General features: G+C 73.3%; 21 protein-coding genes and 1 pseudogene. 12 read left to right on the top strand and 10 right to left on the bottom strand.

Features of this window, described 5'->3' with window-relative positions; genetic code table 11:
• The first annotated feature begins 167 nt into the window (after positions 1-167).
• A complete protein-coding gene (locus V6D49_RS21295) occupies positions 168-3,245 on the top strand; it encodes a glycoside hydrolase family 3 N-terminal domain-containing protein (RefSeq protein WP_340561997.1) in 3,078 nt (1,025 codons plus the stop codon).
• 73 nt (positions 3,246-3,318) lie between these two features.
• Here V6D49_RS21295 and V6D49_RS21290 read toward each other — a convergent pair whose 3' ends face one another.
• Positions 3,319-4,515: a cation:proton antiporter gene (locus V6D49_RS21290; protein WP_340561996.1), complete on the bottom strand. Its 1,197-nt coding sequence runs from the start codon at positions 4,513-4,515 to the stop codon at positions 3,319-3,321.
• 66 nt (positions 4,516-4,581) lie between these two features.
• A complete protein-coding gene (gene helR, locus V6D49_RS21285) occupies positions 4,582-6,741 on the bottom strand; it encodes an RNA polymerase recycling motor ATPase HelR (protein WP_340561995.1) in 2,160 nt (719 codons plus the stop codon).
• Positions 6,742-7,082: 341 nt separating this feature from the next.
• On the opposite strand from helR, the gene V6D49_RS21280 reads away from it, so the two are divergent.
• Entirely contained in the window at positions 7,083-7,613 is a 531-nt protein-coding gene (locus V6D49_RS21280; protein WP_340561994.1) for a TerD family protein, read from the top strand.
• Positions 7,614-8,203: 590 nt separating this feature from the next.
• Entirely contained in the window at positions 8,204-9,037 is an 834-nt protein-coding gene (locus V6D49_RS21275) for a cupin-like domain-containing protein (protein WP_340561993.1), read from the top strand.
• Between the two features lie 76 nt (positions 9,038-9,113).
• Here V6D49_RS21275 and V6D49_RS21270 read toward each other — a convergent pair.
• Positions 9,114-9,266: pseudogene (locus tag V6D49_RS21270) on the bottom strand (helix-turn-helix domain-containing protein); the annotation flags it as partial.
• A gap of 274 nt (positions 9,267-9,540) precedes the next feature.
• Positions 9,541-10,956, bottom strand: coding sequence for a type I glutamate--ammonia ligase (glnA, locus tag V6D49_RS21265; RefSeq protein ID WP_191207670.1), 1,416 nt, complete (start codon positions 10,954-10,956; stop codon positions 9,541-9,543).
• 256 nt (positions 10,957-11,212) lie between these two features.
• Here glnA and V6D49_RS21260 point away from each other — a divergent pair, with 256 nt between their 5' ends.
• Entirely contained in the window at positions 11,213-11,683 is a 471-nt protein-coding gene (locus V6D49_RS21260) for an RDD family protein (RefSeq protein ID WP_340561991.1), read from the top strand.
• A gap of 143 nt (positions 11,684-11,826) precedes the next feature.
• On the opposite strand, the gene V6D49_RS21255 is transcribed toward V6D49_RS21260, so the two are convergent.
• From V6D49_RS21255 to lipB, 4 genes are all read right to left on the bottom strand, one after another.
• The gene (locus V6D49_RS21255; protein ID WP_340561989.1) at positions 11,827-12,525 is read right to left on the bottom strand and encodes a DUF4191 domain-containing protein; all 699 of its coding nucleotides are present in this window, start codon (positions 12,523-12,525) and stop codon (positions 11,827-11,829) included.
• A 10-nt stretch (positions 12,526-12,535) separates the two neighbouring features.
• The gene (locus V6D49_RS21250) at positions 12,536-12,760 is read right to left on the bottom strand and encodes an SCO2195 family GlnR-regulated protein (RefSeq protein WP_340561987.1); all 225 of its coding nucleotides are present in this window, start codon (positions 12,758-12,760) and stop codon (positions 12,536-12,538) included.
• A 203-nt stretch (positions 12,761-12,963) separates the two neighbouring features.
• Positions 12,964-13,908 carry a lipoyl synthase gene (lipA, locus tag V6D49_RS21245; RefSeq protein WP_191207674.1) on the bottom strand — a complete coding sequence of 315 codons (945 nt, stop codon included), beginning with the start codon at positions 13,906-13,908 and terminating at the stop codon, positions 12,964-12,966.
• 138 nt (positions 13,909-14,046) lie between these two features.
• Positions 14,047-14,838 (bottom strand): lipoyl(octanoyl) transferase LipB, encoded by a 792-nt coding sequence (lipB, locus tag V6D49_RS21240; RefSeq protein WP_340561985.1) that lies wholly within the window; start codon positions 14,836-14,838, stop codon positions 14,047-14,049.
• A gap of 261 nt (positions 14,839-15,099) precedes the next feature.
• On the opposite strand from lipB, the gene V6D49_RS21235 reads away from it, so the two are divergent.
• Both V6D49_RS21235 and V6D49_RS21230 read left to right on the top strand, forming a co-directional pair.
• Positions 15,100-16,662: a regulator gene (locus V6D49_RS21235; protein WP_340561983.1), complete on the top strand. Its 1,563-nt coding sequence runs from the start codon at positions 15,100-15,102 to the stop codon at positions 16,660-16,662.
• Between the two features lie 116 nt (positions 16,663-16,778).
• On the top strand, positions 16,779-17,846 hold the full coding sequence (locus V6D49_RS21230; RefSeq protein ID WP_340561981.1) for a S66 family peptidase: 1,068 nt from the start codon (positions 16,779-16,781) through the stop codon (positions 17,844-17,846).
• A 29-nt stretch (positions 17,847-17,875) separates the two neighbouring features.
• Here V6D49_RS21230 and V6D49_RS21225 read toward each other — a convergent pair whose 3' ends face one another.
• Together V6D49_RS21225 and V6D49_RS21220 are read right to left on the bottom strand one after the other, a co-directional pair.
• A complete protein-coding gene (locus tag V6D49_RS21225) occupies positions 17,876-18,754 on the bottom strand; it encodes a Gfo/Idh/MocA family protein (RefSeq protein ID WP_340561980.1) in 879 nt (292 codons plus the stop codon).
• Positions 18,751-19,137 carry a 5-carboxymethyl-2-hydroxymuconate Delta-isomerase gene (locus V6D49_RS21220; RefSeq protein ID WP_340561979.1) on the bottom strand — a complete coding sequence of 129 codons (387 nt, stop codon included), beginning with the start codon at positions 19,135-19,137 and terminating at the stop codon, positions 18,751-18,753. Before V6D49_RS21220 ends, V6D49_RS21225 begins: the two co-directional genes overlap by 4 nt.
• A 198-nt stretch (positions 19,138-19,335) precedes the next feature.
• Between V6D49_RS21220 and glnII the strand changes: the two genes are divergently transcribed.
• The 6 genes from glnII to V6D49_RS21190 all read left to right on the top strand — a co-directional run bounded on the left by glnII (position 19,336) and on the right by V6D49_RS21190 (position 26,701).
• Positions 19,336-20,355, top strand: a complete 1,020-nt coding sequence (gene glnII / locus V6D49_RS21215) for a glutamine synthetase (protein WP_340561977.1) — start codon at positions 19,336-19,338, stop codon at positions 20,353-20,355.
• Between the two features lie 288 nt (positions 20,356-20,643).
• Positions 20,644-21,966, top strand: coding sequence for a sensor histidine kinase (locus V6D49_RS21210; protein ID WP_340561975.1), 1,323 nt, complete (start codon positions 20,644-20,646; stop codon positions 21,964-21,966).
• Positions 21,967-22,014: 48 nt separating this feature from the next.
• Entirely contained in the window at positions 22,015-22,656 is a 642-nt protein-coding gene (locus V6D49_RS21205) for a response regulator transcription factor (RefSeq protein ID WP_340561973.1), read from the top strand.
• Between the two features lie 59 nt (positions 22,657-22,715).
• Positions 22,716-24,713 carry a hypothetical protein gene (locus tag V6D49_RS21200; protein ID WP_445330572.1) on the top strand — a complete coding sequence of 666 codons (1,998 nt, stop codon included), beginning with the start codon at positions 22,716-22,718 and terminating at the stop codon, positions 24,711-24,713.
• Positions 24,714-25,207: 494 nt separating this feature from the next.
• Positions 25,208-25,858, top strand: a complete 651-nt coding sequence (locus tag V6D49_RS21195; protein ID WP_340561969.1) for a nitroreductase family protein — start codon at positions 25,208-25,210, stop codon at positions 25,856-25,858.
• Positions 25,859-26,017: 159 nt separating this feature from the next.
• Entirely contained in the window at positions 26,018-26,701 is a 684-nt protein-coding gene (locus V6D49_RS21190; RefSeq protein ID WP_340561967.1) for a phosphoribosylanthranilate isomerase, read from the top strand.
• Positions 26,702-26,758 lie beyond the last annotated feature (57 nt).

The following is a 26,758-nucleotide window of genomic DNA, read 5'->3' as shown; positions in this document are numbered from 1 at the left end:
CGGCCCAGGACGGATCACCCGTTCAAGTGGTGAACACACACGGCGCGTGAGTCCGGTGGTTCCCGATGTCGGGACGGTGTTGACGTGAAGTGTTGACGGCTCAGGACCGGACCAGTTAACTCCAGGCCGTGCGTACGACCCTCGTCCTCGACGAAAGGGAACGTGTCATGCCTACGACAAGGAGAGGGCGGGGCGGCCTCGCCCTCCTCGCCTCCGCGGCCGTCCTCACCGGACTGCTGCCCTTCTCCCCCGCCGGGACGAACCCGGCGGCGGCCGCCGGACCCGATCCCGTCCCCGTCGACCGCTTCGAGGGCGAGGTGCCCTTCGCCGAACCGCCCGCCGGCGGCCTGTTCACCTGGGGCGGCGACGCCGACGACCACCCGGAGCTCCGGCTCGCCGAACGCGCCGACGCCCCCGAGGGCGAGCACGTCCTCGAAGGCGACTACGACATCAGCGCGTGGGGCGGCTTCAGCCACAACTTCGCCTCGGCCGAACCTCCGCACGACTGGAGTGCCCACCGGGGCCTGCGCTTGTGGTGGTACGGGCAGAACGACGAACCCCAGCCGCCCGGCTCCGGCGACCGGATCCACGTCGAACTGAAGGACGGCGGCGAGCACGGCGAGGCGTCCGAGCTGTGGACGACGTCCTTCACCGACGACCAGCAGGGCTGGCACCTGGTCGAACTGCCCTTCTCCCGGTTCGAGTACCGCACCGACCACCAGCCCGTGGGCGGCATCGACCAGGTCCTCGGCCTGGACCGCGTGTGGGGCTACGCCGTCACCCTGCCGACCGGCGCGCCCGGCACGTTCGCCATGGACGGCGTCGAGCTGTACGGCACCGCCGATCCCGCCCCGGACGCCCGGATCGTCCTGGACTCCGCCGTCCATCCCGTCCAGGAGGGCGAGACCGCCCGGGTCGGCGTCACCGTCACCACCACCGGCGCGGCGCCCCTGGCCGCGCCCGTCACGGTCGACTACGCCACCGAGGGCGGCACCGCGACCCCCGGCACCGACCACACCGCCGCCTCCGGCACCCTCACCTTCCCCGCCGGGACGCCGTCCGGCACCACCCGCGAGATCGCCGTCACCACCCTGCGCGACGAGGACGACGAGACGGCCGAGACCGTGCCCGTCACCCTGGACGTCGCCGGCGCCACCGCGCCCCCCGAGCCGCCCGTCGTGGTCATCGACGCCCACGGGCTGCCCTACCTCGACGCCACGCTCCCCGTCGCGGACCGCGTGGCGGACCTGCTCGACCGGATGACGCTGGACGAGAAGGCCGGGCAGATGACCCAGGCCGAACGCAACGCGCTGCGCGCACCCGGCGACATCGCCGCCCACCACCTGGGCTCCCTGCTCTCCGGGGGCGGCTCCGTCCCGACGCCCAACACCCCCGAGGCCTGGGCCCGGATGACGGACGACTACCAGCTCCGGACGCGGGCGAGCCGCCTGCAGATCCCGCTGATCTACGGCGTCGACGCCGTGCACGGGCACAACAACGTCGTCGGCGCCACCGTCATGCCGCACAACATCGGCCTCGGCGCCACCCGCGACCCCGAGCTCGCCCGGCGCACCGGAGAGGTGACCGCCACCGAGGTCCGCGCCACCGGAGTCCCGTGGAACTTCGCGCCCTGCCTGTGCGTCAGCCGCGACGAACGCTGGGGCCGCGCCTACGAGTCCTTCGGCGAGGACCCCGACCTCGTGACCGCCATGAACACCGTCGTCCAGGGGCTCCAGGGCGACGCCGACGGCAGCGACCTGGCCCGCAACGACAAGGTCCTCGCCACCGCCAAGCACTTCGTCGGCGACGGCGGCACCACCTACGGCTCGTCCACGACCGGCGACTACACCATCGACCAGGGCGTCACCCGCGTGACGCCCGAGGAACTGGAGGCCGTCCACCTCGCGCCCTTCGAGGACGCCGTCGACCGGGGCGTCGGCACCGTCATGCCCTCCTACTCCTCCCTGGACGTCATCGGCGACGGCGCCGGGCCGGTGAAGATGCACGCCGACGCCGAGCGGATCAACGGCGTCCTCAAGGACCGCATGGGCTTCACCGGCTTCGTCATCAGCGACTGGCAGGCCATCGACCAGATCCCCGGCGACTACGCGAGCGACGTGCGCACGTCCGTCAACGCCGGCATCGACATGGTCATGGTGCCGACCGCCTACCGCGACTTCCGCAGCACGCTCATCGCCGAGGTCGAGGCGGGCCGCGTCACCGAGGCCCGCGTCGACGACGCCGTCGCCCGCATCCTCACCCAGAAGTTCCGCCTCGGCCTGTTCGAGAAGCCGTTCGCCGACACCACCCACCTCGACGCCGTCGGCTCGCCCGAACACCGCGCCGTCGCCCGCGAGGCGGTCGCGGCGTCCCAGGTGCTCCTGAAGAACGACGGCGTCCTGCCCCTGCGCCGGGACCAGAAGGTCTACGTCGCCGGATCCAACGCCGACGACCTCGGCAACCAGGCCGGCGGCTGGACCATCAGCTGGCAGGGCTCCTCGGGCGACATCACCGAGGGCACGACGATCCTCGACGGGCTGCGCGCCGTCGCCCCCGACGCCGCCCTCACCCACTCCGCCGACGCCTCGGCCCCCACCGACGGGCACGACGTCGGCGTCGTCGTCGTGGGCGAGACCCCCTACGCCGAAGGCATGGGGGACGTCGGCAACGGCCACGACCTGGAACTCTCCGCCGCCGACCAGCGGGCCGTCGACACCGTGTGCGCCGCCATGGAGTGCGCCGTGCTCATCGTCTCGGGACGACCGCAGCTCATCGGGGACCGGCTCGACGCCATCGACGCCCTCGTCGCCTCCTGGCTCCCCGGCACCGAGGGCACCGGGGTCGCCGACGTGCTCTACGGCGAGCGGCCCTTCACCGGCCGCCTCCCGGTCACCTGGCCGCGTACCGAGTCCCAACTGCCCATCAACGTGGGCGACTCCACCTACGACCCGCAGTACCCCTACGGCTGGGGCCTGACCACCTCGGCCCGGGCCCCGCAGGGCGGCCTGGCCACCCTCAAGACCCTCACCCTCGCCGCCTCGGCCCTCGAACGCGTGGGCCGCGCCGACTCCCCCGCCGCTCACCGGATCGAGGCCACGGCCCGCGCCATCACCCAGCACCGCATCGGGCAGGACCTCACCCCCGCCGTCTCCGCACCCTTCGCGGCGGCCGACCGGCACCTCACCGCGGGCCGCCTGACCCAGGCGCTCCGCTCGCTCACCACCGCCTACCGCGCCGCGTCCTGACCGACCGGCCCACCGACGGAGCCCCCCGCGCCACCGGCCGGGGGGCTCCGCGTCACACCGGGGACGGCCCGCCTCACCAGGCCTCGTTCTCCGCCCCGCCCGGCACCCCGGCCCGTCGGCGAAGCCTCAGCGCGAGCAGCGGGAAGACCAGAACCGACACCATGGCCGCGCCCACGAGCGCCGCCGCCTCGTCCGTCCCGATGAGGTCGTCGTCGAGCCCGATGGTGGTGATGGCGACCACCAGCGGCAGACAGGTCGCCATATGCAGCGTCAACGCGGCCCGGTCCGCCCTCCCGAGATCGCGCGGCGCCGCCAGGAGGACGGGCAGACCGCGCACCAGGAGGAAGAGCAGGAGGAACGTGGGCACCAGGAGCAGCGCCCGGCCGCCGGACAGCAGCGCGTCGAGGTCGAACTCAACGCCGGTGACGACGAAGAACAGCGGCACCAGGAAGCCGAAGCCCATCGCCTCCACCTTGCCCAGCACCTCCCCACTGCTCTCGGGCGCACCGGCCAGGACCAGCCGCGTCAGCAGGCCCGCCGCGAACGCCCCCAGCAGCACGTCCAGACCGAACGCCGCCGACAGCGCCAGCATGGAGAACAGCAGCAGCATCACGAAGCGCACGGCGAACTGCCCGCTGGTGTGCAGCGTCCTGGCGACGAGATCCGCGAACCACGGCGGCCGGGGCCGCAGCGCCCAGACGACCGCCACCGCCGTGATCACGGCGAACGCCACCAGCAGCGCGGCCGACTCCACCGGCTGACGCCCGCTCAGCAGCAGCGCGATGGCGATGATCGGCCCGAACTCCCCCACCGCCCCGAAGGCGAGGACGACCCTGCCGAACCGGCCGTCCAGGTCCCCCGCGTCCCGCAGGACCGGCAGGATCGTCCCCAGCGCGGTGCTGGTCAGCGCGGTGCCCAGCACGAAGCTCTTGTCGATGTCCGCGCCGGTGAGCACCAGTGCGATCCCCAGGCCCAGGGCCAGCGCGAGGAGCCAGGCGACCGCCGAGCGCCGCATCGTGGGGCCGCGCACCTCGCCGAGGCCCAACTCGTAGCCCGCGAGGAAGATGAGCATGGCCAGCCCCAGGTCGGCCAGGGTGTCCAGCACCGTGCTCGGGTGCGCCCACCCCAGGACGGCCGGGCCGAGCAGCACGCCCAGCGCGATCTCGAAGATGACCAGCGGCACGCGGACCCAGCGGCCGAGCCCGTAGGCCAGCAGGGGCGCCAGGACCGCCGCCGCCATGATCAGGATCAGGGTCTCCGGATGCTCCATGCCCGCATTGTCCAGGAATCGCCGGAGGATTCCGGGAGTGACGACCGCCCGCCCGACCGGCCGGTCTCAGGAGCGGGAGAGGACCACGAGCCGCCGCGTGGCCCGCGTCATGGCGACGTAGCGGTCGACCGTCCCCGCCACGCCCTCCCCGAACGCCTCCGGTTCCACCAGGACGACCAGGTCGAACTCCAGCCCCTTCGCCAGCTCCGGCGTCAGCGACCGGACGCGGGGCGTCGCACGGAACGTCGGGTCGCCGATGACGCACGCGGTCCCCTCGGCGTGCCCGGCGAGCCACTCCGCCAGCAACGGCCCCAGCTCCGTCACGTCCCCGTGGACGACGGGCACACCGCTCCTCCGCACGGACGTCGGCACGTTGGCGTCCGGGAGCACCGCCCGGATCACCGGCTCGGCCTCGGCCATGACCTCCTGCGGCGTGCGGTAGTTGACGCGCAGCGACGCCACGTCGATACGGTCGAACCCGAGCCGCCCCAGCCGCTCCCGCCACGACTCCGAGAACCCCCGCCGCGCCTGCGCCCGGTCCCCCACGACGGTGAAGCTGCGCGACGGACACCGCAGGAGCAGCATCCGCCACTCCGCGTCCGTCAGCTCCTGCGCCTCGTCCACGACGACGTGCGCGAACGGCCCGGCGAGCAGGTCCGGTTCGACGCCGGGCGCCCCGCTCGCGTCGGCCAGCGCGTCGCGCAGGTCAGCGCCGTGCAGCATCGTCACGACGCCCTCGCCGTCGTCGTCGCTCGCCAGCAGCGTGTCGACGACCGCGGACATCCGCTCGCGTTCGGCGGCCCGGGCCGCCGCGTGCCGCCGCGCACGCCGCGACGCCTCCGGATCGCCCAGCCGCTGCCGGGCGGCGTCCAGGAACGGCAGGTCGGACACGGTCCACGCCTGCGCGTCGGCCCGCCGCAGCGCCCGGATCTCCGCCGGGCCGAGCCAGGGCGCGCACCGGCGCAGGTAGGCGGGCACCGACCACAGGTCACCGACGAGGTCGGCCGCCTCGATCAGCGGCCACGCGCGGTGGAGGGCCGTCAGGAGCTCCCGGCTGCGCCGCAACGACCGGCGCAGCACCTCGGCCGGGACCTCGGCCGGAACGCTGTCGCCCGGCTCGTCCACCACGACCGCGAGCATCTCGTCCAGGATCTGCCCGTGTGCCTCGTTGTGCGGGGTCCCCGGCTCCACCGCCGCGAAGGCCCGGGCCCACTCACCAGGACCCAGCCGCACGTCCCCCAGCTCCGTCGCCACCGTCGTCACCTCGGCGGGCGGCTCCTCGTAGAAGCGGACGGCGGCCTCGACCGCCCCGACCAGGCGGGCCGAGGACTTCAGCCGCGCCACCTCCGGATCGGCCTCGGCGACCGCCGTGGCCCCCTCGGGGACCAGGTGCCGCAGCGTGCACGTCCGCACCCCCTCCTCCCCGAGGCTCGGCAGCACGTCGGCCACGTACCCCAGGTACGGCTCGTGCGGGCCGACGAACAGCACACCGCCCCTGCGATGGCCCAGACGCGGGTCGGAGTGCAGCAGGTAGGCGGCGCGGTGCAGGGCGACGACCGTCTTGCCCGTCCCCGGGCCCCCGTCGACGACGAGCGCACCCCGGGAACCGGCGCGGATGACGGCGTCCTGATCCGCCTGGATCGTGCCCAGCACGTCCCGCATCCGCGCCGAGCGGTGCCCGCCCAGGCTCGCGACGAACGCCGACTGGTCGTCCAGCGCGGCGTGACCGGCCAGCCCCTCCGGGGTGAAGACCTCGTCCCAGTAGTCGCTGACCCGTCCCCCCGTCCAGCGGTAGCGGCGGCGGCTGGCCAGCCCCATCGGGTCGGCGTGCGTGGCTCCGAAGAACGGCTCGGCGGCCGGCGAGCGCCAGTCGAGCAGCAACCGGCGTCCCGCGCCGTCGGTGAGGCCGACCCGTCCGACGTACCCGGGCTCACCGCCGTCCGCACCCACCATGCGTCCGAGGCACAGGTCCAGCCCGAAACGGCGCAGCGCACCCAGACGACCGGTCAGCCGGTGGACCTCCGCGTCCCGGTCCATCGCCTGCCGCCCGGCCCCGCCCGGCGCCCGGCGCGCGGCGTCCAGCCGGGCGGACACCTCGGCGACCGACTCCGCCAGGCACGCCTCGAGGGCCGCGAAGTGCCGCTCGTCATCGGCGATCAGCTCCGGGACGGCCTTGGCCGCGCGGTCATCCGGCAGGTCGAAGGCACGGCTGGTCAAGGTGGTCACGTCATCAGCTCCGCTCGGGGGTGCGCCCGCGCCGGTCGCGCGCGGCACTGCCTGAAGGACCGGCGTGGTGCACCCGGCGCCGCGACGCGCCCTCACGGGCCGCACCGCGCCGTCCGGTCCAGGCCGAGGATTCTGCGCCACCACCGGGGCCTTGCCGCAAGCCCCCCGGTGCGCTATACGTTGAGAGTGGCAAGGAGCGTCCGATCTCCTTGCCTTTCGTCTTTCTCTCTCCCCCCACCCCGGTCCGCGCCGCGCACCTCACGCCGCCGCGACGTGACACGATGGCGAACACGCCTGTGTCCTGGTGCAGTTGACCCTGGACCGTACGAGAGGGGAATCCGGTGAGCAATCCCAACAAGGGGCTGGGCAAGGTCGAGGTGACGCTCAAGTGGGACCCGAGCGCCGCCGACGCCCCCGACCACGACCTCGACATCATCGCCGCCGTCTACGGCACGGACGACCTCCACGGAACACCCGTCTACCTGGCGCACTTCGACAGCCGCTCCCCGGACGGCACCATCACGCTCGGCAGGGACAGCCGGAACGGCCTCGGCCTCGGGGTCGACGAGTCGATGACGCTGGAGCTCGACCGCCTCTCGTCCGCCTACGGACGCGTGGTCGTGGGCGTCGCCATCCAGCAGGGCGGCGGACGGGTCACGTTCGCCGACATCGCCCGCCCCCGGTGCTCCGTCCACGAGGGCTACACCGAGCTGCAGACCCACGACTTCACCGACGTCCCCGACGCGACCGCCGCGACGCTGGTGGAGTTCGTCCGCGACTCCGGCGGCCCCTGGACGCGGCGCAGCACCGTCCGCGGCTTCGACACGGACCCCCAGTCCTTCACCCGGCTCATGGGCGCCCAGCACACCTGACGGCAACGGGGAAAACCCCCCTCGCGCGCCCCACCGTCAGCCCGGACGCTGCCGGAAACGGCCGTCGGCCGTGCCTTCCGCCAAGGAAGGACACGGCCGACGGACAGGAGCGGACCACTCAGGCAGCCCGGACGTCGCGGACGTGACCTTCGCCGAGGACGCCTCCGCCGTCCACACCGGGACCGCATCCCACGCCATGGCCACTGTCCGCAACCTCGCCATCGGCACGCTGAAACCCCTGGAGCCGACAACATCACCAAGACCACCCGGACCGCCGCACTCCAGTGAGCACTCTCCGCCCCGGGCGTCACCACCAACCCGGCCCCACAAGGAACTTGATCCAGCCCTGGGGAACCGCAGGACTCGATGCGGCTCGGCGACCGTAGCGAAAGGGCCTGACCGATGGACGTGCCCGACCGGGCAGGTTGCCTCAGGAAGGAGAGACGGCCCGGTCGGCTACGCGGCGGAAGCGAGATCGCTCGTAGAATTCCGCCGGTGGGCCGTGCCGCGGCCGGCACACGTCAAGCACGCTCCACTCACAGGAACCGGGCCCAGAACACGGACGGAGCACCCTCATGGCACCCTCGCATGTGGTCGAAGCGCTCAGCGCGGCGGATTTTCTGCGGAATCACCTGGAGCCTGGCCAGCCGGTCGTGGTGAGGGGAGCTCTGAACGGCTGGAGGGTTCCCCCTCCCTGGGGACTGCAGGACCTCAAGGAGCGCTTCCGCGACGCCGAAGTCTCACTGTTCGACACGCTCTTCACCCTCGAGGAAGTGGCCACCTTCGGCGACTACGTCGACGAGCACACCGGTCAGGGGGACGCCGGGATACCGCCCTATCTGCGCTGGTTCACTCAGCAGAGCCATGATCAGATGATCGTCGCCGATGACGCGTTCGCGGAACTCGCGAACGACTGGTCGATGCCGTCCTGGCTGCCCGAGGGGGACTATCTGCTCCCGCCGGCCGTCGGGCCCGTGGACGCCTCCCGTGACCGCTTCCCAGCGCGGGGCATGTTCGTCTGCGGCCAGGGCGGGCGGACGCGCCTGCACGTCGACCCCTGGGCCAGCGACGCGTGCCTGTGCCAGGTGACCGGCAGGAAGCGCTTCATCATGTACGGGCCGGAGGCCGGCGAGTTCCTGACCGACTCGGAGGGCGGCACCGTGGATCTCGACCACCCCGACGAGAGCAGGTTCCCCCGCTGGAAGCAGGCGGTGCCCACGCTCGACGAGGTCCTGTCGCCGGGAGACGCCATCTTCATCCCCCAGGGCTGGTATCACACGGCCATCGCGCTCGATGACAGCGTCTCCCTCACCTGGAACTTCACCCATCGGGTGCACGAGGAGCGGTTCGACACCTTTCTCCGGTCCGGCGGCGGTGAGGACCCCGTCATCCGCTATTTCCTTGCGGATGTCGACAAGGGGTAGGGCGGAAGTGGGCCGGCCCCAGCCCGCCATCACCCGGTGAGAGGCGTCTCCCCGCGGCGCGGGGAAGCGATCACCGTCAGCCGAGCGTCCGGACGACCAGCGACTCGATCTGCTCGTCCGTGATCTGACGCGGGGCTCCGGAGCGCGGAGCGTCGACCAGTCCCTCAAGGCGGTCGGCGGCGAACCGGGAGGGCCACTTACTCACCGTCTCCCGCGAGATGCCGAGCTCCTGCGCTACCTGGAACTACCGCCTCAGCACCAGGAGATCAAGGAGGCTGCCGCCGCACGAAGAACGTGGACGAGCCTGCGAGGGCCGCTACCCCGGCTATGGAGTAGCGGCCCTCGCAGCGTTCTGACCTCACGACAGTGAATCGGCCGGGCGGTGAACACCCGGTGCGCAAGGGGGTGGAGAACAAGCGGTGACAGTGAGAACTACTGAGGAGAGTTTCCGCAGGTCACAGCTTGTTTCTATGGCTTACACCCAGGTCACCCGACCCCGCGTCTCAGATGTCGAAGTACAGCTCGAACTCGTGGGGGTGCGGGCGGAGCTGCATCGGGGCGATCTCGTTGGTGCGCTTGTAGTCGATCCAGGTCTCGATGAGGTCGCTCGTGAAGACGCCGCCGGCCTGCAGGTACTCGTTGTCCTCCTCCAGGGCGTCGAGGACGGCCGGGAGGGAGGTGGGCACCTGCGGGACGCCCGCGTGCTCCTCGGGGGCGAGCTCGTAGAGGTCCTTGTCAATCGGCTCGGCCGGCTCGATCTTGTTCTTCACGCCGTCCAGGCCGGCCATCAGGAGGGCGGCGAAGGCCAGGTACGGGTTGGAGGACGGGTCCGGGGCGCGGAACTCGACGCGCTTGGCCTTCGGGTTCGAGCCGGTGATCGGGATGCGCATCGCGGCGGAGCGGTTGCGCTGCGAGTACACCAGGTTGACCGGGGCCTCGAAGCCGGGCACCAGGCGGTGGTAGGAGTTCACCGTCGGGTTGGTGAAGGCCAGCAGCGACGGGGCGTGCTTGAGGATGCCGCCGATGTAGTAGCGGGCGGTGTCCGAGAGGCCCGCGTAGCCCTGCTCGTCGTAGAAGAGGGGCTCGCCGCCGCTCCACAGCGACTGGTGGACGTGCATGCCGGAGCCGTTGTCACCGAAGATCGGCTTGGGCATGAAGGTGGCGGTCTTGTTGTTGCGCCAGGCGACGTTCTTCACGATGTACTTGAAGAGCATCAGGTCGTCGGCGGCGGCGAGGAGCGTGTTGAACTTGTAGTTGATCTCGGCCTGGCCGGCGGTGCCCACCTCGTGGTGCTGACGCTCGACCTCCAGGCCGGCCTTGGCCAGCTCCAGGGAGATCTCGGCGCGCAGGTCGGCGAAGTGGTCGACCGGCGGGGCCGGGAAGTAGCCGCCCTTGTAGCGGACCTTGTACCCGCGGTTGCCGCCGTCCTCGATCGCGCCGGTGTTCCAGGCGCCGGCCACGGAGTCGATGTGGTAGTAGCCCGCGTTGGCCTTGGTCTCGAAGCGGACGTCGTCGAAGACGTAGAACTCGGCCTCGGGGCCGAAGAAGGCGGTGTCGGCGATGCCGGAGGAGGCCAGGTAGGCCTCGGCCTTCTTCGCCACGTTCCGCGGGTCACGGCTGTACTGCTCGCCGGTGATCGGGTCGTGGATGAAGAAGTTGACGTTGAGGGTGGCGTCCTTGCGGAACGGGTCCAGGCGGGCGGTGGACAGGTCGGCGACGAGCGCCATGTCCGACTCGTGGATGGCCTGGAAGCCGCGGATCGAGGAGCCGTCGAACATCAGGTTCTCGGCCGGGTCGAACGTGGCGGCCGGCACCGTGAAGTGCTGCATGATCCCGGGAAGGTCGCAGAAGCGGACGTCGACGAATTTCACGTCGTTGTCCGAAATGAACTTCTTCGCTTCGTCGGCGTTCTGGAACATCCAAGTCCTCCTAGTCCCGCCTCGACGGGACGGGATTGCAGCTTAAGGTCGCAGCCCAGTGCGGTGGTCCGCTGGGCTCGACCCTAGGCATGCGGGATTTCTCCAGCATGACCCGATTGTTTCGCCGATGTTAACCAGGCCGCTCCGATTTCGGCTGGTGCGGCGCTTGAGGCTCGCGGCGCCCGTCGCGTCGTATACCTCCAGGGTGCACCCGGCCGCCGTCGGACGCCTGGGCCGTCCGGGTTACCGTGGTCGGGTGGACAAAAGGCAGGCAATCGGATCATGGCTGTCCGGCCCGCAGGCCGCGGCCGAGGACTTGCTGGGTGCGGACTTCGGTTACCGGGGCGAGCGGCTGGGGCTGCCCCAGGACGGGCCCGGGTCCGTCGCACCCACCGGGCGCCGGATCGGCGCGATCTTCATCGACTGGATGCTGTGCCTGCTCATCGGGTACGGGCTGCTGTCCGGCGACGGCATGTCGAGCGCGGGTAACTGGGCGCTGCTCGTCTTCGGTGTGATGTCGCTGCTGCTGGTGGGCACGCTGGGCTTCACGCCGGGCAAGCGGCTGCTGGGCCTGCGGGTGGTATCGGTGCACGGCGGACGGCTGACGTTCCCCCGGACGGCGCTGCGGACGGTCCTGCTGCTCCTGTTCATCCCGGCGGTGGTGTGGGATCGCGACGCGCGGGGGCTGCACGACCGGCTCGCGCACGCGGTGCAGGTCCGCATGTGAGACGGACGCGTCCGCAGCCGGGCTCAAGGGGCCGGTGACCGGGCCGCGAGCCCGTCGCGGCGCGCGCACGTCGTGGAACGGCCGTGGGGCCCGCCCGGGAATCTCCGGGCGGGCCCCACGGCCGTTCGTGTCATCGGTGCGGCTCAGCGGCGCCCGCCGCCGCTGGGCCCCTTCGGCATCCGCATCCCCTTCGGCATGGGTCCCTTCGGGATCGGCATGTTGCTCATCAAATCCCCGACGGCCCGGAGCCGGTCGTTGATCTCCGTCACCTGCGAGCCCGCGAGGACGCGCGGCTTCTTGACGATCGTCGTGCGCAGCTTCTTGAGCGGCACCTCGCCCTCGCCGTTGCCGACGATGATCTGGTGCACCGGGACGTCGCCGAGCAGGCGGGCCATCTTCCGCTTCTCGGATCCCAGCAGGTTGCGCAGCCGGTTCGGGTTGCCCTCGGCCACGAGGACGACGCCGGGGCGGCCGACCGCCCGGTGGACGACGTCCTGGCTGCGGGTGATCGCGACGGCCGGGGTGACGTTCCACCCCCGCCCGATGTTGTCCAGTACCGCCGCCGCCGCTCCCGGCTGGCCCTCCATCTGTCCGAAGGCCGCCCGCTCGGCGCGGCGCCCGAAGACGATCGCCACCGCGAGGAAGGCCAGCAGGAATCCGAGGATGCCCAGGTAGATCGGGTGCCCGATCAGGAAGCCGATCGCGAGGACGACGCCGAAGGTGATCAGCCCCACGCCCAGCAGGATGAACCCGATCCAGCGATCAGCCCGCCGGGTCATCTTGTAGGTCAGGCCGATCTGCTTGAGTCGCCCTGGGGTCTCGGATTGTTCCTTCCTCGCCATAGGAGGAAGTTTACGTGGCCTGGGAAGTGCCTTCCGCTGCGGCCTCCAGGACGTGGGCGGCCTCCCTGCGGTCCTGGGCCCGGCGGCGGTCCTCCAGGACGGAGGTCCAGGCGTTGCGGCGGGCCGTGGCGTGGCCGCCGCGCAGCAGGACGGACTCCAGGGCCAGCAGCGCCGTGGAGAGGCCGGGACGAACGGGGGTCACCGTGACGTCGTCGCGAACGGGGCGGGGCGGCATGGCTGTTCCTCCACGAGGAGTGGCGTCGGCATACGCGGTACGTGACAACAGCATCACCGAACGGTGTTACCACCGTATGACCCGACGGTCAAAACGGACCGAACGGTTTTCCCGCAGGGGCGCCGGGAGCCCGAACCCTGCCGGCCCCGCGCCGGGCGCGGGGCCACTGAGCCGAGTGGGGTGCGGCACCCGCCGCCGGTCCGTCAGGCGGCGGAGGACGCCTCCGCGCGGCGGTCGATGGCCTGCTGGTAGAGGCGGCCGGCGCGGTAGGACGAGCGGACCAGGGGGCCGGACATGACACCGGCGTAGCCCATCTCCTCCGCCTCCTCCTGGAGCTCCACGAACTCGTGCGGCTTCACCCAGCGCTCGACGGGGTGGTGGCGCGGCGTGGGGCGCAGGTACTGCGTGATGGTGATGAGCTCGCAGCCCGCGTCGTGCAGGTCGCGCAGGGCCTGGCTGACCTCTTCGCGGGTCTCGCCCATACCGAGGATGAGGTTCGACTTGGTGACGAGGCCGTCCTCGCGGGCGCGGGTGATGACCTCCAGCGACCGCTCGTAGCGGAAGGCCGGCCGGATGCGCTTGAAGATGCGCGGAACGGTCTCGACGTTGTGGGCCAGCACCTCGGGACGGGAGGAGAAGACCTCCGCCAGCTGCTCGGGAACGGCGTTGAAGTCGGGGATCAGCAGCTCGACGCCCGTGCCGGGCATGAGGGCGTGGATCTGGCGGACCGTTTCGGCGTAGAGCCAGGAGCCGCCGTCCTCCAGGTCGTCGCGGGCGACGCCGGTGATGGTGGCGTACCGCAGTTCCATCTGCTGGACGGACTCGGCGACGCGGCGCGGCTCGTCCCGGTCCAGCTCGGCCGGCTTGCCGGTGTCGATCTGGCAGAAGTCGCAGCGCCGGGTGCACTGCTCACCGCCGATGAGGAACGTCGCCTCGCGGTCCTCCCAGCACTCGAAGATGTTGGGGCAGCCCGCCTCCTGGCAGACCGTGTGCAGCCCCTCCCGCTTCACCAGGGACTGGAGGGCGTTGTACTCCGGCCCCATCTTCGCCCGGGTCTTGATCCACTCGGGCTTGCGCTCGATGGGGGTCTGGCTGTTGCGGACCTCCAGTCGGAGCATCTTGCGACCGTCGGGTGCGACAGCGGACACGTCCGGCTCCTCAGGTTTCGATTCCTCGGCGCGTCCCAGGGTACGCCCCGTCTTCGGTGGTCCTCCCACCACGGTCGGCCGGCGGAATCGCAGGGCACTTCACCCCGGCGGCTACCCGCCGGTAGAACGCCCGTGCGATCAGACCGCGCGCGGCAGCGGCACGGACTCCTCCAGGACGGCCCGCAGGTGCTTCTCGACGACCGGCAGCACCTCGGTGACGCTCACCGGGCGGCCGAGCTCCCCGGAGAGCGAGGTGACGCCCGCGTCCCGGATGCCGCAGGGCACGATGCGGTCGAAGGAGGTGTTGTCGGAATCACAGTTCAGGGAGAAGCCGTGCATGGTGACGCCCTTGGCGACGCGGATGCCGATGGCGGCGAGCTTGCGGTCCTCGCCGCGCTGCCCGGCGTTGGAGGGGGCGTACTCCGGCCCCATGAGACGGGTGTCGTACTCCTCGCCCTGGAGGCGGGGGTCGAAGTCCAGCGCGAGGCCGCCCAGTGACGGGCCGCCCTCGCCCTCCCCGGTCGGCGCGCCGAGGACCCACACGCCGCTGCGGCCCTCCAGACGGGAGGTCTCCAGGCCGAACTCGGCGCAGGTGCGGATCAGCGCCTCCTCCAGGCGCCGCACGTGCGCGACGACGTCGACGGGACGCGGGAGTTTCAGGATCGGGTAGCCGACGAGCTGGCCGGGACCGTGCCAGGTGATCTTGCCGCCGCGGTCCACGTCGACGACCGGGGTGCCGTCCAGGGGGCGCTCGCTCTCGAGCGTCCGGCGCCCGGCGGTGTAGACGGGCTGGTGCTCCAGCAGCAGGCACGTGTCGGGGATCTCGTCCGCGAACCGCGCGGCGTGCACCTCCCGCTGCCGCTGCCACGCCTCGCGGTAGTCCACGGCGTCCGCGCCGAAGCCCAGGTGGACGTAGGCCAGCTCACTCACGGCAGCTTCCCTTCTCGACTTTCTCGACGTTCGCGACGTTCCCGCCCGGCGGCCCCGACGCGCCCGCCCCCTCACTCTACGGCGGCACCCGAACGGGGGACGGCGGTGCCCGGGCTGCACGGAACCGTTCCTTCCTCACACGTATGGATGAATACCGGAGGTCACCCTCCATAAGCCCTGTTCAGAGGGCTAAGTTCACGCCCGTTCCGCAGGGCGCCCAGGCGTCCCCACATGACCGAGGGGCAGGAGACAGCACAGCCTATGCCGACGGAACCACCCGGGACCCGACCGTCCCCGCAGCGCACCCACAACCGGCAGCTCGCCGCGCTCATCGCCGAGGCCGGATTCTCCAACGCCGGCCTCGCCCGGCGGGTGGACCAGCTGGGCCTGGAACACGGGCTCGACCTGCGCTACGACAAGACGTCCGTCACCCGGTGGCTGCGCGGACAGCAACCGCGCGGCACGACACCCGCCCTGATCGCCGAAGTCTTCACCCGACGGCTGGGCCGCCGCCTGTCGGCCCAGGACCTCGGCCTCGATCCGTGCGCCCCGGTCTACGCCGGGCTGGAGTTCGCGGCGACGAGCGCGGAGGCCGTGGACATCGTGAGCGGCCTGTGGCGCAAGGACGCCGGCAGCCATCGCGAGCTACGGAAGATCGCGTTCACCCCGGCCGGCCTCGTCGTGCCGAGCCGGGACTGGCTGATCGGCCGCCCCGACGACCGGGTGGGACGCGGGGAGCCCGCCCCGCAACCGCCACCCGCCCGCGTCCCCGTGCAGGGCAGCCGGGTCGGGCCGCTCGCCGGCGGACCCGGCGGCGGACCGCTCGGCGGCGGACCGCCGGGCGGCCGGGTGCCGCACGCGGAGCGCGCGGAGCGGGCGGAGCGGCCGGAGCTGGTGGAACGCTGCCCGGGCCAGCGGGTCACCCCCGGTGACGTGACGGCGCTGCGCTCCGTCGCGGAGCTGTTCCACTCGCTGGACGAGGCGCACGGCGGCGGCCACGCCCGGCAGGCGCTGGTGCGGTACCTGGAGCACGAGGCCGAGCCGATGCTGCGCGGCACCTTCGGGGACGCGCTCGGTCGGCGGCTGTTCGCGGCGGCGGCCGACCTGACGCGGCTGGCGGGCTGGACGGCGTACGACGTCGCCGCGCACGGGCTGGCGCAGCGGTACTACGTGCAGGCCCTGCGGCTCTCGCAGGCGGCCGGGGACCGGGCGTACGGCGCGTACGTGCTGGCGACGATGAGCGCGCAGGCGGTCTACCTGGGGCACGGCCGGGAAGCGGTGCAGCTGGCTCGGGTCGCGCAGCAGGGTCTGGGTCCGGGCGGGCCGGCCGCCGTGCAGGGTCTGCTGCACGCGGTCGAGGCGCGCGGGCACGCCCTGCTGGGCGAGGCACGGTCGGCAGCGGCGGCGCTGACCCGTGCGGAGCGTGCCCTGGAGACGGTGGGGCGGGACGACCGGGACGAAGGCGAGGGGCATTGGACACGGGCCTTCGACGAGGCCCGCTTCGCCGATGAGTCGGGCCACTGCCACCGGGACCTCCAGCAGTACCGGACGGCCGCCGAGCACGCCGAGCGGGCCCTGCGGCTGCGCGGTGAGGGGCAGGGGCGTGGCACGGTGCTCGGCCGGATCGTGCTGGCCACGGCGCGCCTGGGTCTGGGCGAGCTCGAGCGGGCGTGCGAGCTCGCCGCGGAGGCGGCGCGCGGGGCCTTCGAGCTGCGCTCGGTGCGGGCCCACGAGTACGTGCGGGACTTCGAACGGCGGCTGGAGCCCTACCGGGACACGGCGGCCGCACGGGGGTACCGCGAGCGCGTCGCGGCCCTGGGCTGACGCCCGCGCCCGGCCGGGTGTCGCACCCGGCCGGGCGTCGTCGCGCGGGGACCGGCCACCGCCCCGGCCCCGCTATCCGGGTGACGCCGCGCGGGGCCGACGGCTAGCGTGCGGGGATGGTTGCCTCAGTGGAACCGGCGACGGAGCCGGTGTACCCGCCCAAACCCCGGCCCGGGGACCGCGTCGCGGTGGTCTCGCCCTCCGGCGGGCTCGGAGAAACGTTCCCGCTGCCCTACGAGCTCGGACTGCGGCGGCTGCGCGAGGAGTTCGACCTCGACGTCGTCGAGTACCCGGGCAGCCGGGCGGCGGGCCTCGGGCCGGCGGAGCGGGCGGCGGAGCTGCACGCGGCGTTCACGGACCCGACGGTGAAGGCGCTGATCGCCACCATCGGGGGCGACGACCAGATCACCGTCCTGCCCCACCTGGACGCCGCGTTGGTGCGGGCGCACCCGAAGCCGTTCTTCGGCTACAGCGACAACACGAACCTGCTGGCGTGGCTCAGCCGGTCGGCGGGCGTCGTCGGCTACCACGGCGGCAGCGTGATGGTGGAGTTCGGCCGGCCGGGGCGGATGAGCGAGCTGACCAGCCGTTCCCTGCGGGCGGCGCTGTTCACCTCGGGCCCGTTCGAGCTGCGCGAGTCGCCGGTGTACGGGGACGTGAACACCCCGTGGGACGACCCCGCGACGTTCGCCGCCGAGCCGCGCATGGACCCGTGCGGCGGCTGGTGGTGGCACGAGCCGCACCGCGTGGTGGAGGGCCGGGGCTGGGGCGGCTGCCTGGAGATCCTGGCCTGGCTGCTGATGGCCGACCGGGAGACGGAGCCACCGGAGCGCTACGACGGCCGGGTGCTGTTCCTGGAGACCTCCGAGGAGCTGCCGCGCGCCGAGGATGTCTACCGGACGCTGCGCGCGCTGGGCGAGCGCGGGCTGCTGCGCCGCTTCCCCGCGCTGCTGATGGCCCGGGCACGCACGGCGTCGGTCTTCGACCAGCGCGAGGACGCCGCGCGCGCCGCCTACCGCGCGGAGCAGCGGGCGGCGGTGCTGCGGGCCCTGCGGGAGTACGCGCCGGAGACGATGGCGGTCTTCGACGTGGACTTCGGCCACACGGACCCGCAGCAGGTGCTGCCCTACGGCGGGACGATCCGCGTGGACGGCCCGGCCCGGCGGATCACGGTGACGTACTGATGACGTACTGAGCCCGCCGGGCCCGGCGGTCACCGCAGCCGGGCCTCGGCGGCGGCGAGGATCTCCGTGACGCGCAGCGCGTACGCGGCGTCGCAGGGGTGCGGCTCGTCCGCGAGGAGTGCGTCCACGGCGGCGGCGAAGGCGACAGGGGCCGGTTCGTCCCGCTCCGGCAGGGAGACGACGCCGGACGTCCCCCGCAGTTCGGCGACGACCCCGGCGGCGGCCGGGGGCACGGAGTGGGTGACGGTCACGGTGCTGGAGGCGCCGCCCGTGTGCCGCAGCGCCAGGTGGACGGTGTCCCCGGGGCCGCGCGCGGCGGTGACGGCGCCCGGGTCGTCCGGGTCGACGTCGCCGAGCACGGCGGTCAGCACCGACAGGGCGTGCGGGCCGACGTCCCACAGCGCGCCCTTCTCGCGCCGCCACGGTGAGGCGGTGTAGGGGCTGTCGGCGCCGCCGAAGACGGGCGAGTACCAGTCGGCGCGGCCGGTGAACCAGTCGCCGGTGACGCGCTGTTCGGCTATCCAGCGGGCGGAGGTCGGGGCGAAGCGGAGGGTGAAGAACACCACGGAGCGCACCCCGGCCCGCCGCACGGCGTCGGCGACCTGCCGGGCCCCGGGCACCGTGGTGGCCAGCGGCTTGTCGAGCAGCAGGTGCTTGCCCGCCGCCGCGGCACGGACGGCGAGCCCCGCCTGGACGTCGGGCGGCAGGGCGACGGCGACGGCGTCGCAGTCGGCGAACAGGGCGTCGACGTCGGTGTAGGGGCGGGTGCCGTGGCGTTCGGCCAGCGCGGCGGCGGCCTCGGGACGGCGCCCCCACACCCCGGCCAGCTCGGCGTGCGGATGGGCGGCGAGGGCGAGACCGTGGGTGTTCTCGGCCCACGTCCCGGTGCCCAGGAGACCGAACCTCACGCGAGCACCCCCTTCTCGCGGGCGTCCTCCTGGTGGGCGACGTACGCCTGCCGGTCCATGTCGGTGATGTGGACGGAGAGGTCCAGGCGGCGGCCCGCGGCGGGACCGATCCGCTTGCGGGCCAGGTCCATGACGGAGCGGGCCAGCTCCGTCTTCGCCTCCTGGGTGCGGCCGGAGAGGACGGCGACCTCGATGTGGACCATGTCGACCTCCCCGTCCCCGTCGGCGATGACGCACTCCTCGATGCGGCGGAAGCGCGTCTTGCAGGCGGCGACCGAAGCACCGATGGCGTCCTCGGTGACGGCGTGCAGCTCCTTGCCGAACGCGGCGCGGTCGAAGGCCGCGGCGAGCGGCGCCGCGTAGTCGACGGTGATCTGCGGCACGGTGGAGACCTCCCATGGGATGCGCGGTACAGGCCCAGACTAAGGGGGTGTCCCTCCCACGGACCTCCAGTCCCGCTCGTGGTGTCCCGGAGAGCGATGTCACAGCCGCTTAACAGCCGGGCAACTGCCGGGAAACCGCTCCCGCCGACAGTGACGGCAGCGCGACATCCGCCCCGAGCTGCCGAAGGACACCGTCACGTGAGCTACAAGGCCGAGTACATCTGGATCGACGGCACCGAGCCGACCGCCAAGCTGCGGTCCAAGACGAAGATCCTCGCCGACGGCGCCGAGCCGCCGGTGTGGGGCTTCGACGGCTCCAGCACCAGCCAGGCGGAGGGGCACGCGTCCGACCTCGTGCTCAAGCCCGTCGCCTCCTATCCGGACCCGATCCGCGGCGGCGCGCACCGGCTCGTGCTGTGCGAGGTCTTCACGACCGACGACCGGCCGCACTCCTCGAACACCCGGGCCCTGCTGCGCCCGCTCGCCGAGAAGTACGCCGCGCAGGAGCCGGTCTTCGGCATCGAGCAGGAGTACACCTTCTTCGACGGCGCCCGCCCGCTCGGCTTCCCCGAGGGCGGCTTCCCCGCTCCGCAGGGGGGCTACTACTGCGGTGTCGGCGCGGACGAGATCTTCGGCCGCGAGATCGTCGAGCGGCACCTGGACAACTGCCTGGCCGCAGGGCTGGGCATCAGCGGCATCAACGCCGAGGTGATGCCGGGGCAGTGGGAGTTCCAGGTCGGCCCGCTCTCGCCGCTGGAGGTCTCCGACCAGCTGTGGGTCGCCCGCTGGCTGCTGTACCGCACGGCCGAGGACCACGGCGTCTCCGCGACGCTCGACCCCAAGCCGGCCAAGGGCGACTGGAACGGCGCCGGGGCCCACACCAACTTCTCCACCCGGGCCATGCGCGAGGGCTACGACGCGATCGTCGCCGCCTGCGAGGCCCTGGGCAAGGGCGACAAGCCCGCCGAGCACATCCGCCAGTACGGCGCGGGCGTCGAGGCGCGGCTGACCGGCGCCCACGAGACGGCCCCCTGGAGCGAGTACAGCTACGGCGTCTCCGACCGGGGCGCCTCGGTGCGCATCCCGTGGCAGGTCGAGGTGGACAAGAAGGGCTACATCGAGGACCGCCGCCCGAACGCCAACATCGACCCGTACGTCGTCACGCGGCTGCTGGTGGAGACCTGCTGCGCGGAGCTGGAGGCGCTGGACCTCGTCTGAGCCGCACGAGGCCACGGCCCTCCGGGGGGGGGCGGCGGCGCGGCGCCGAGCTGGGGAGGGGCTCGGCGCCACCGTGCCGTGGTCCGGCATCATGGCACGGGCGGGACGTTTCTCCCCCCGCCCGTGCGGGTTTTTGTCACCGAGGCACCGAGGCCGGCCCGGGGTGGTGTCAGCTACACCCCGGGCCGGGGACGTGGGCCCATGTCGTCGTGGGAGCCGCCCGCCCAGACTGGGACGTGGGCGGCTCCCACAACGACAGGAGCGCCACGGTGACGAAGGGGGACGGGGATGCGGGCAGGACACGTCGGCGAGGCCGTGGTCGTGGCGGTACGCGGGGGCTGGCTGGCGGTCTCCGGCGTCGTCGCGGGAGCGTTCCTCTTCGCGGCGACGGCCGTCTCCCTGGCGCTCATTCCCCTCGGGATCGGCCTGGTGACGACCCCGGTGCTGGTCCGCACCCTGCGGGCGTACGCCGACCGGCGGCGCGCGGGGGCCGTGGCGTGGGGCGGGGTGCCCGTCGCGTCCCCGTACCGGCCGCTTCCCCACCCACCGGAGCCGGAGCGCGGCACCGGGCTCACCGGCCGGGTGGGGCCGTGCGTGGCCCTGCTGCGGGATCCGGCCACCTGGCGCGACCTCCAGTGGCTGCTCGTGGACATGACGGCCGGGTTCCTCACCGCCGTCCTTCCCGCCGCGCTGCTGCTGAACGGGGTCCTCGGCGTGCTGCTCGGCGTCGGGCTGTGGCGTCCCGTCGTCGCGACGGAGGACGGGACGTACTGGTACGCCTTCGTCCCCGTGGACTCGCAGGGGACGGCGCTGCTCGCGGCGGCCCTCGGACTCGGGTGGGTCGCGGTGTCCCTGCGCTGGGGCCCGGCGCTGCTGCGCTGCAACGCCCGGCTGACCCGCGCGCTCCTGCGACCCACGCGGAAGGCCGCATTGGCCCGGCGGGTGGAGCGCCTCCAGGAGAGCCGGCACGACGCGGTCGACTCCTCCGCCGCCGAACTGCGCCGCATCGAACGCGACCTGCACGACGGCGCCCAGGCCCGGCTGGTGGCGATGGGCATGAACCTCGGCGCGGTGGAGGCGCTGATCGAGCAGGACCCGCAACAGGCCAGGGCCCTGCTCGCCCAGGTCCGGCAGAACTCGGCCGAGGCGCTGACCGAGCTGCGCGACCTGGTGCGCGGCATCCACCCACCGGTGCTGGCCGAGCGCGGGCTGGGGGACGCCGTGCGGGCACTCGCGCTGCGGCTGCCTCTCCCCGTCACCGTGGAGGTGGAGTTGCCCGGGCGGCTGCCCGAACCGATGGAGACGGCCGTCTACTTCGCCGTCAGCGAGGTCCTGACGAACGCGGCCAAGCACGCGGAGGCCACGGAGGTGCGGGCCGTCCTGCGGCACGGGGGCACGAGCACCGGTGTACTGCGGGTGACCGTGACCGACGACGGCCGGGGCGGGGCCGACCCGGCGCGCGGCTCCGGGCTGGCCGGGGTCCGGCGCCGGCTGGGCCAGTTCGACGGGACGCTGGCCGTCAGCAGCCCGCCGGGCGGGCCGACGCGCGTGGTGCTGGAGGTGCCCTGCCCGGTGGCGGCTCCCCCGCCGCCCGGTGCCCCGGCGCGATAGATTCGCCCTGGTCGTACCTCCTCTGTCCTCGCCCCGCTCGGAGCCACGTTGCGCGTCGTCCTCGCCGAAGACCTCTTCCTGCTGCGCGACGGACTCGTGCGGCTGCTGGAGGCGTACGACTTCGAGATCGCCGCCGCCGTGGACAACGGGCCCGATCTGAGCCGGGCACTGCGCGAGCTGCGGCCGGACGTCGCCGTCGTGGACGTCCGGCTGCCGCCGTCGTTCACGGACGAGGGGCTGCAGTGCGCCCTCGCGGCGCGGCGGGAACGTCCGGGCATGCCGGTGCTCGTGCTCTCCCAGCACGTGGAGCAGCTCTACGCGCGGGAACTTCTGGCGGACGGCAGCGGCGGCGTGGGCTACCTGCTCAAGGACCGGGTGTTCGACGCCGGGCAGTTCGTCGAGGCCGTCCGCCGGGTGGCGGCCGGGGGCACCGCGATGGATCCGCAGGTCATCCGGCAGCTGTTGGCCAGACGGGACCGTCCGACGGAGACGCTGACGCCGCGTGAGCGGGAGGTCATGGAGCTGATGGCCCAGGGCCGGTCCAACGCCGCCATAGCCGAGCGCCTGGTCATCACCGAGCGGTCCGTGGCGAAGCACACGTCCAACATCTTCGGGAAGCTGGGCCTGCCGGTCTCCGACGACGACAACCGGCGTGTGCTGGCCGTCCTCGCGCACCTCGACCGGGGCTGAGACCGGCCCCGCTCGACGCGGCATCGTGACCGACACGGGGTTCGCTCGTTCAGCTGAGCGTGGCTCTGAAGGATGCGACCTCTCCCCCGTCCCCGTCCGCCGGTCCCGTGGATGTCGAGCGGGCCGAGGCGGCGCTCGTCGAGCACTACCCACGGTTGGTGCGCCTCGGCTATCTGCTGCTGCCGCCCGCGCTCGGTCGGCACCGCAGATCGCTGACCGCGCACGCCCTGGCGCAGAGCGCCCTGCCGCGCGGCCGGGCCGCCAAGGAGAAGCCGCCGCTGCCCGCGCAGCGAGGGCCCGGCCCGGCTTCCGCGTCCGCCGCGGGCGCCGACACCGAGTACGCCTACCTGCGGATGCGCGTGGTGCGCGGTGCGCTGACGGCACCGCGCCCGCCCCGGCTGGGCCGGTGGGAGCTGGGCTGGCTGCCGGGGCGGCGTCCGCTGCTGCCGCAGGTGGCCGGTCTGCGGCTGTTCCCCGGGGCGGGCGGCGCGGACGAAGTGGCCCTCGAACAGGCCCTCTCGGCGGTCAGCGGGCCGGGCCGCGCGGCCTTCGTCCTGCGCGGTCTGGAAGGGCTCGGCGACGGGGACGTGGTCCGGCTCCTGGACGCGGCGGGGGTCGCCGCGCCCGAGGAGGCGCTGACCGAGGCGAACGGCGTCCAGGCGCCGGCCGGGAGCCGGGACCGTCCGCTGCTGGAGTCCCCCGAGTTCGACGCGTGTTCGCTCCAGGCGCGGCCCACGGACCTGATGCGGCGGCGCCAGCACGGCCGGGCGGCCCTCGTGGCGGCCGTGGCCCTCGGGGTGTGCGGCGTCCTGCTCGGCGTCCCCGGGGACGGCTGGGGGCGGGACGGCGCGGCGGCGCCCCTCTACGCGCAGAACCTCTCGGCGGAGCTCGCGCTGGATCCGGCGAAGCTCGGCCGCGTCGAGCCCGCCGCCTGGCGGGACGCCACCCGCTCCGACTACTCGGTGTGGCCCACGCGGGGTGAGCTGGCCGAGGACCGGGAGTTGCTGCGGCGGGCCCTCGCGGTGTGGGCGCGGCCGGGCGAGGGGGTGGCCGTGACGGCGACGCCGGGCACGGCCCCCGGCCCGGCGGCCGGCCCCCCGCAGCTGCTGTACGCGGGCGTGGTGGACGGTGCCTCGGTCGTGCTGCTGCACGACGGGCTGCGGGTCGTCCGGTACGCCGAGCCGCAGGACGGGACGGAGGGCCCGGTGGCGCTGGACTTCGCCCGCGCGGACGCGGCGTCCGGAGCGTCGGCCAGCGCCGTCCTGCTGACCCGCGGCGACGGCAACGCCCGCTACCTGATGGCTCCCTGGGTGACCGAGCTGGCGGTGACCGACCTGCTCAACCCGGGCGACACCGGCACCGCCGTCAAGCGCCGCGCCGACGGCGTCACCGACCCCGTGACCAGCCCGCCGCTCGGGCAGGGGACGTGCACGGCCTGGTCCGCGCTGCGCGTCTCCTCGGCCGGGCGGAAGGACCCGTACCTGGTGACGGACCTCGGCGAGATCACCCCGACACACCTGACCTACGGGGAGCCGGGCGAGACGCCGCAGGACCCGCTGAGCGCCGATGCGGAGGCGGCGCTGGCCCGTACGGCGTGCCAGCTGTCCTCGGTGGCCACCGCCGGGGTGCGCACGGTCAACACCTGGGCCTTCGCGACGCAGGAACTGCCCGAGGACAACGGCACGGGTCGCTGGGTCTGCGCCCGCGCGGAGACCTGGCGCGGCACGGGTTCGCGGGCGTCGGTGCAGTTCCTGCCGCCCGCCGAGGACCCGGCCACGCCCGGCGCCGTGACGGTACGGGTGGAGGACCGTCCGGCGTGCGGCCCCCGCGAGCCCCGGGTGCTCAGCGGCGTGCTGTGGAAGGCCTCGGGCGGCACCTGGTACCTGCTGGCGGCGGGCAGCTCCGAGGTCACCTCGATCACGGCCTCGGGGGACGTCGAGGCCAGCGCCCAGGGGCATCTGCTGGCCGCCGAGGCGACGCAGGGCGCCAAGGCCGACCTCACGGCGTCGCTGGAGGGCGGCGGCGAGCTCACGCCCCTGGCCGGTGAGGCGCCCTGACGCCGACGCCCGCCCCACCCACGCGGCCGTAGGGCCGTCCGGACGCCCGTCGCACCCTCCCCGCGACGGGCGTCCGCCACGTCCGGCACCTTCGGCGGCTCCGGGACGCGCCACGGCGTGCGGCGCGGACGAGCCCGTCCGGCCGTGGGCGGGCGACGCTCGGCGCACCGGCGCGGATCAGTCCTCCTCGCCCTCCGGCGGCTCCGGTTCCCGCACGTACCAGAGATCGAGCACGGAGAGGTGGTACCCGTTTCCGGTGACCACCCGGCTCCCGGAAAGCCTCAGCTCCTCGTCGTCACCGAGGAGGGCGTCGGCGTCGCCCGCAGCCCAGTGGCCGGTGCCGTCCTGGCGGGGGAACGGGCGGGGCGGAGGGGAGGGCGGAGGGAGGAGAAACGTTGCGGCTGGGGCGGGTCCATCGCCTCTCGACCAGGGCACCATCCGGCCTGCCCAGGATGGCGGTGCTTTGTCTCGACGCGAAAGGTGCGCCACTCCCCATGAACGCTCCGGTTCCCCCCTCGGTCGCCGATGCCATCCGGGCCCGCCGTAGCTTGCGTCACTACTCCTCCCGACCCGTCCCGCCGGAGCAACTGGGCGAACTGCTCGACCTCGCCTTGGAGGCGCCGTCGAGCTGGAACCACCAGAGCCGGTCCATCGTCGTGGTCTCCGATCCGGAGGTGCGGGACGGGCTCGTCGCGGCCACCGGTGGGCAGCCGCAGCCGAGGGAGGCGCCGGTCACCCTGGTGTTCGTCGCCGAGAGCACGGCCTGGGAGGGCGACCTCGACGACATCTACGCGCAGGCCCGCGAGCGCGGGGCCTGGAACGAGGCGTTCATCGCCTCCTTCCAGGAGGGCGGGCAGGCGTTCCAGCGGGATCTGGCCGAGCGCGGGCTGCTGCGGGAGTACGCGGTCAAGGACGCCATGATCGCCGCGTCGTTCTTCATGCTCGCCGCCGCCGGGGCCGGTCTGGCCACCTCGCCGATGAACGGCTGGGACGAGCAGGAGGTCAAGAAGGTCATCGGCGTCGACGACCGGGACGACCTGGCCGTCGCGCTGCTGCTGGCCGTCGGCCACCCCGCCGAGGAACGGATCCACCCCGGACGCCGCCCACGGGAGCGGAAGGTCTTCCACGACCGCTACGGCACGTGAGCTCCGGCGGCGCCACCCCACCGACCGCGGTCCACGGCACACGGCCCCACACGTCCCCGCTGCGATCCGCGCCGTCAGGGCTCCCACGGGCCCCGACGTACCACCGGACGAAGAACCACCCGAACCCCGGAAGATCCGCAAGTACCGGATGAGAAAGGCGTGTTGTCCGTGAAGAACCTGGTGCAAGTCGCAGGCGTCATCGATGCTGCCGAGGCGGCCATGCTGGTCGAGGAGAAGACGGACTGGCTGGGCTTCCCGCTGCGGCTGCCGTCCGGCAAGGACGACATATCCGAGGCCGCCGCCACCGAGATCATCTCCGGCCTGCGGCCCCCGCACGCCGGAGTGCTGATCAGCTACCTGACGAAGGCGGACGAGGTCGCCGCCTTCTGCTCCGAACTCGGCGTCACGGCCGTGCAGCTGCACGGGGACGTGGAGGCGGCGGAGCTGCGGGCGCTGAAGGCGGCCCGGCCCGAGCTGTACGTGCTCAAGAGCCTGGTGGTCAAGGAGGACAACGCCGACGAGCTGCTGAAGCTCGTGGACGAGGTCGCCGACTGTGTCGACATGTTCATCACCGACACCTTCAACCCGGCCACCGGCGCCAAGGGCGCGACCGGGCTGACGCACGACTGGTCGGTCAGCGCCGAGCTGGTACGCCGCTCCCCCAAGCCGCTGATGATGGCCGGCGGCCTGAACCCGGACAACGTCGCGGAGGCGATCCGCCAGGTGCGGCCGGCCGCCGTCGACGCGCACACCGGGCTGGAGGGCGCGGACGGCCGCAAGGACCGCGCCAAGGTCCGGCGGTTCGTCAGCGAGTCGCGCCGCGCCTTCGCCGAGCTCGACTGACGCCCCGGGCTCCGGGGCGCGTGCCGGCCCGGCCGCGCCCCGGCCCCCGTACCGACG

Source organism: Streptomyces sp. GSL17-111 (assembly GCF_037911585.1).
Classification (GTDB): Bacteria; Actinomycetota; Actinomycetes; order Streptomycetales; family Streptomycetaceae; genus Streptomyces.
Note: the sequence above shows the minus strand (reverse complement) of the source record. Positions and strands in the feature narration are given on the sequence as shown.

What these genes read in the sequence shown, in the direction of transcription:
- glnA (WP_191207670.1), bottom strand. Translation starts at nt 10,956, where the DNA reads ATGTTCCAGAACGCCGACGAAGCGAAGAAGTTCATTTCGGACAACGAC.
- V6D49_RS21255 (WP_340561989.1), bottom strand. Translation starts at nt 12,525, where the DNA reads ATGGCGAGGAAGGAACAATCCGAGACCCCAGGGCGACTCAAGCAGATC.
- V6D49_RS21250 (WP_340561987.1), bottom strand. Translation starts at nt 12,760, where the DNA reads ATGCCGCCCCGCCCCGTTCGCGACGACGTCACGGTGACCCCCGTTCGT.
- V6D49_RS21295 (WP_340561997.1), top strand. Translation starts at nt 168, where the DNA reads ATGCCTACGACAAGGAGAGGGCGGGGCGGCCTCGCCCTCCTCGCCTCC.
- V6D49_RS21195 (WP_340561969.1), top strand. Translation starts at nt 25,208, where the DNA reads ATGAACGCTCCGGTTCCCCCCTCGGTCGCCGATGCCATCCGGGCCCGC.
- V6D49_RS21210 (WP_340561975.1), top strand. Translation starts at nt 20,644, where the DNA reads ATGCGGGCAGGACACGTCGGCGAGGCCGTGGTCGTGGCGGTACGCGGG.
- V6D49_RS21290 (WP_340561996.1), bottom strand. Translation starts at nt 4,515, where the DNA reads ATGGAGCATCCGGAGACCCTGATCCTGATCATGGCGGCGGCGGTCCTG.
- V6D49_RS21235 (WP_340561983.1), top strand. Translation starts at nt 15,100, where the DNA reads ATGCCGACGGAACCACCCGGGACCCGACCGTCCCCGCAGCGCACCCAC.
- V6D49_RS21230 (WP_340561981.1), top strand. Translation starts at nt 16,779, where the DNA reads ATGGTTGCCTCAGTGGAACCGGCGACGGAGCCGGTGTACCCGCCCAAA.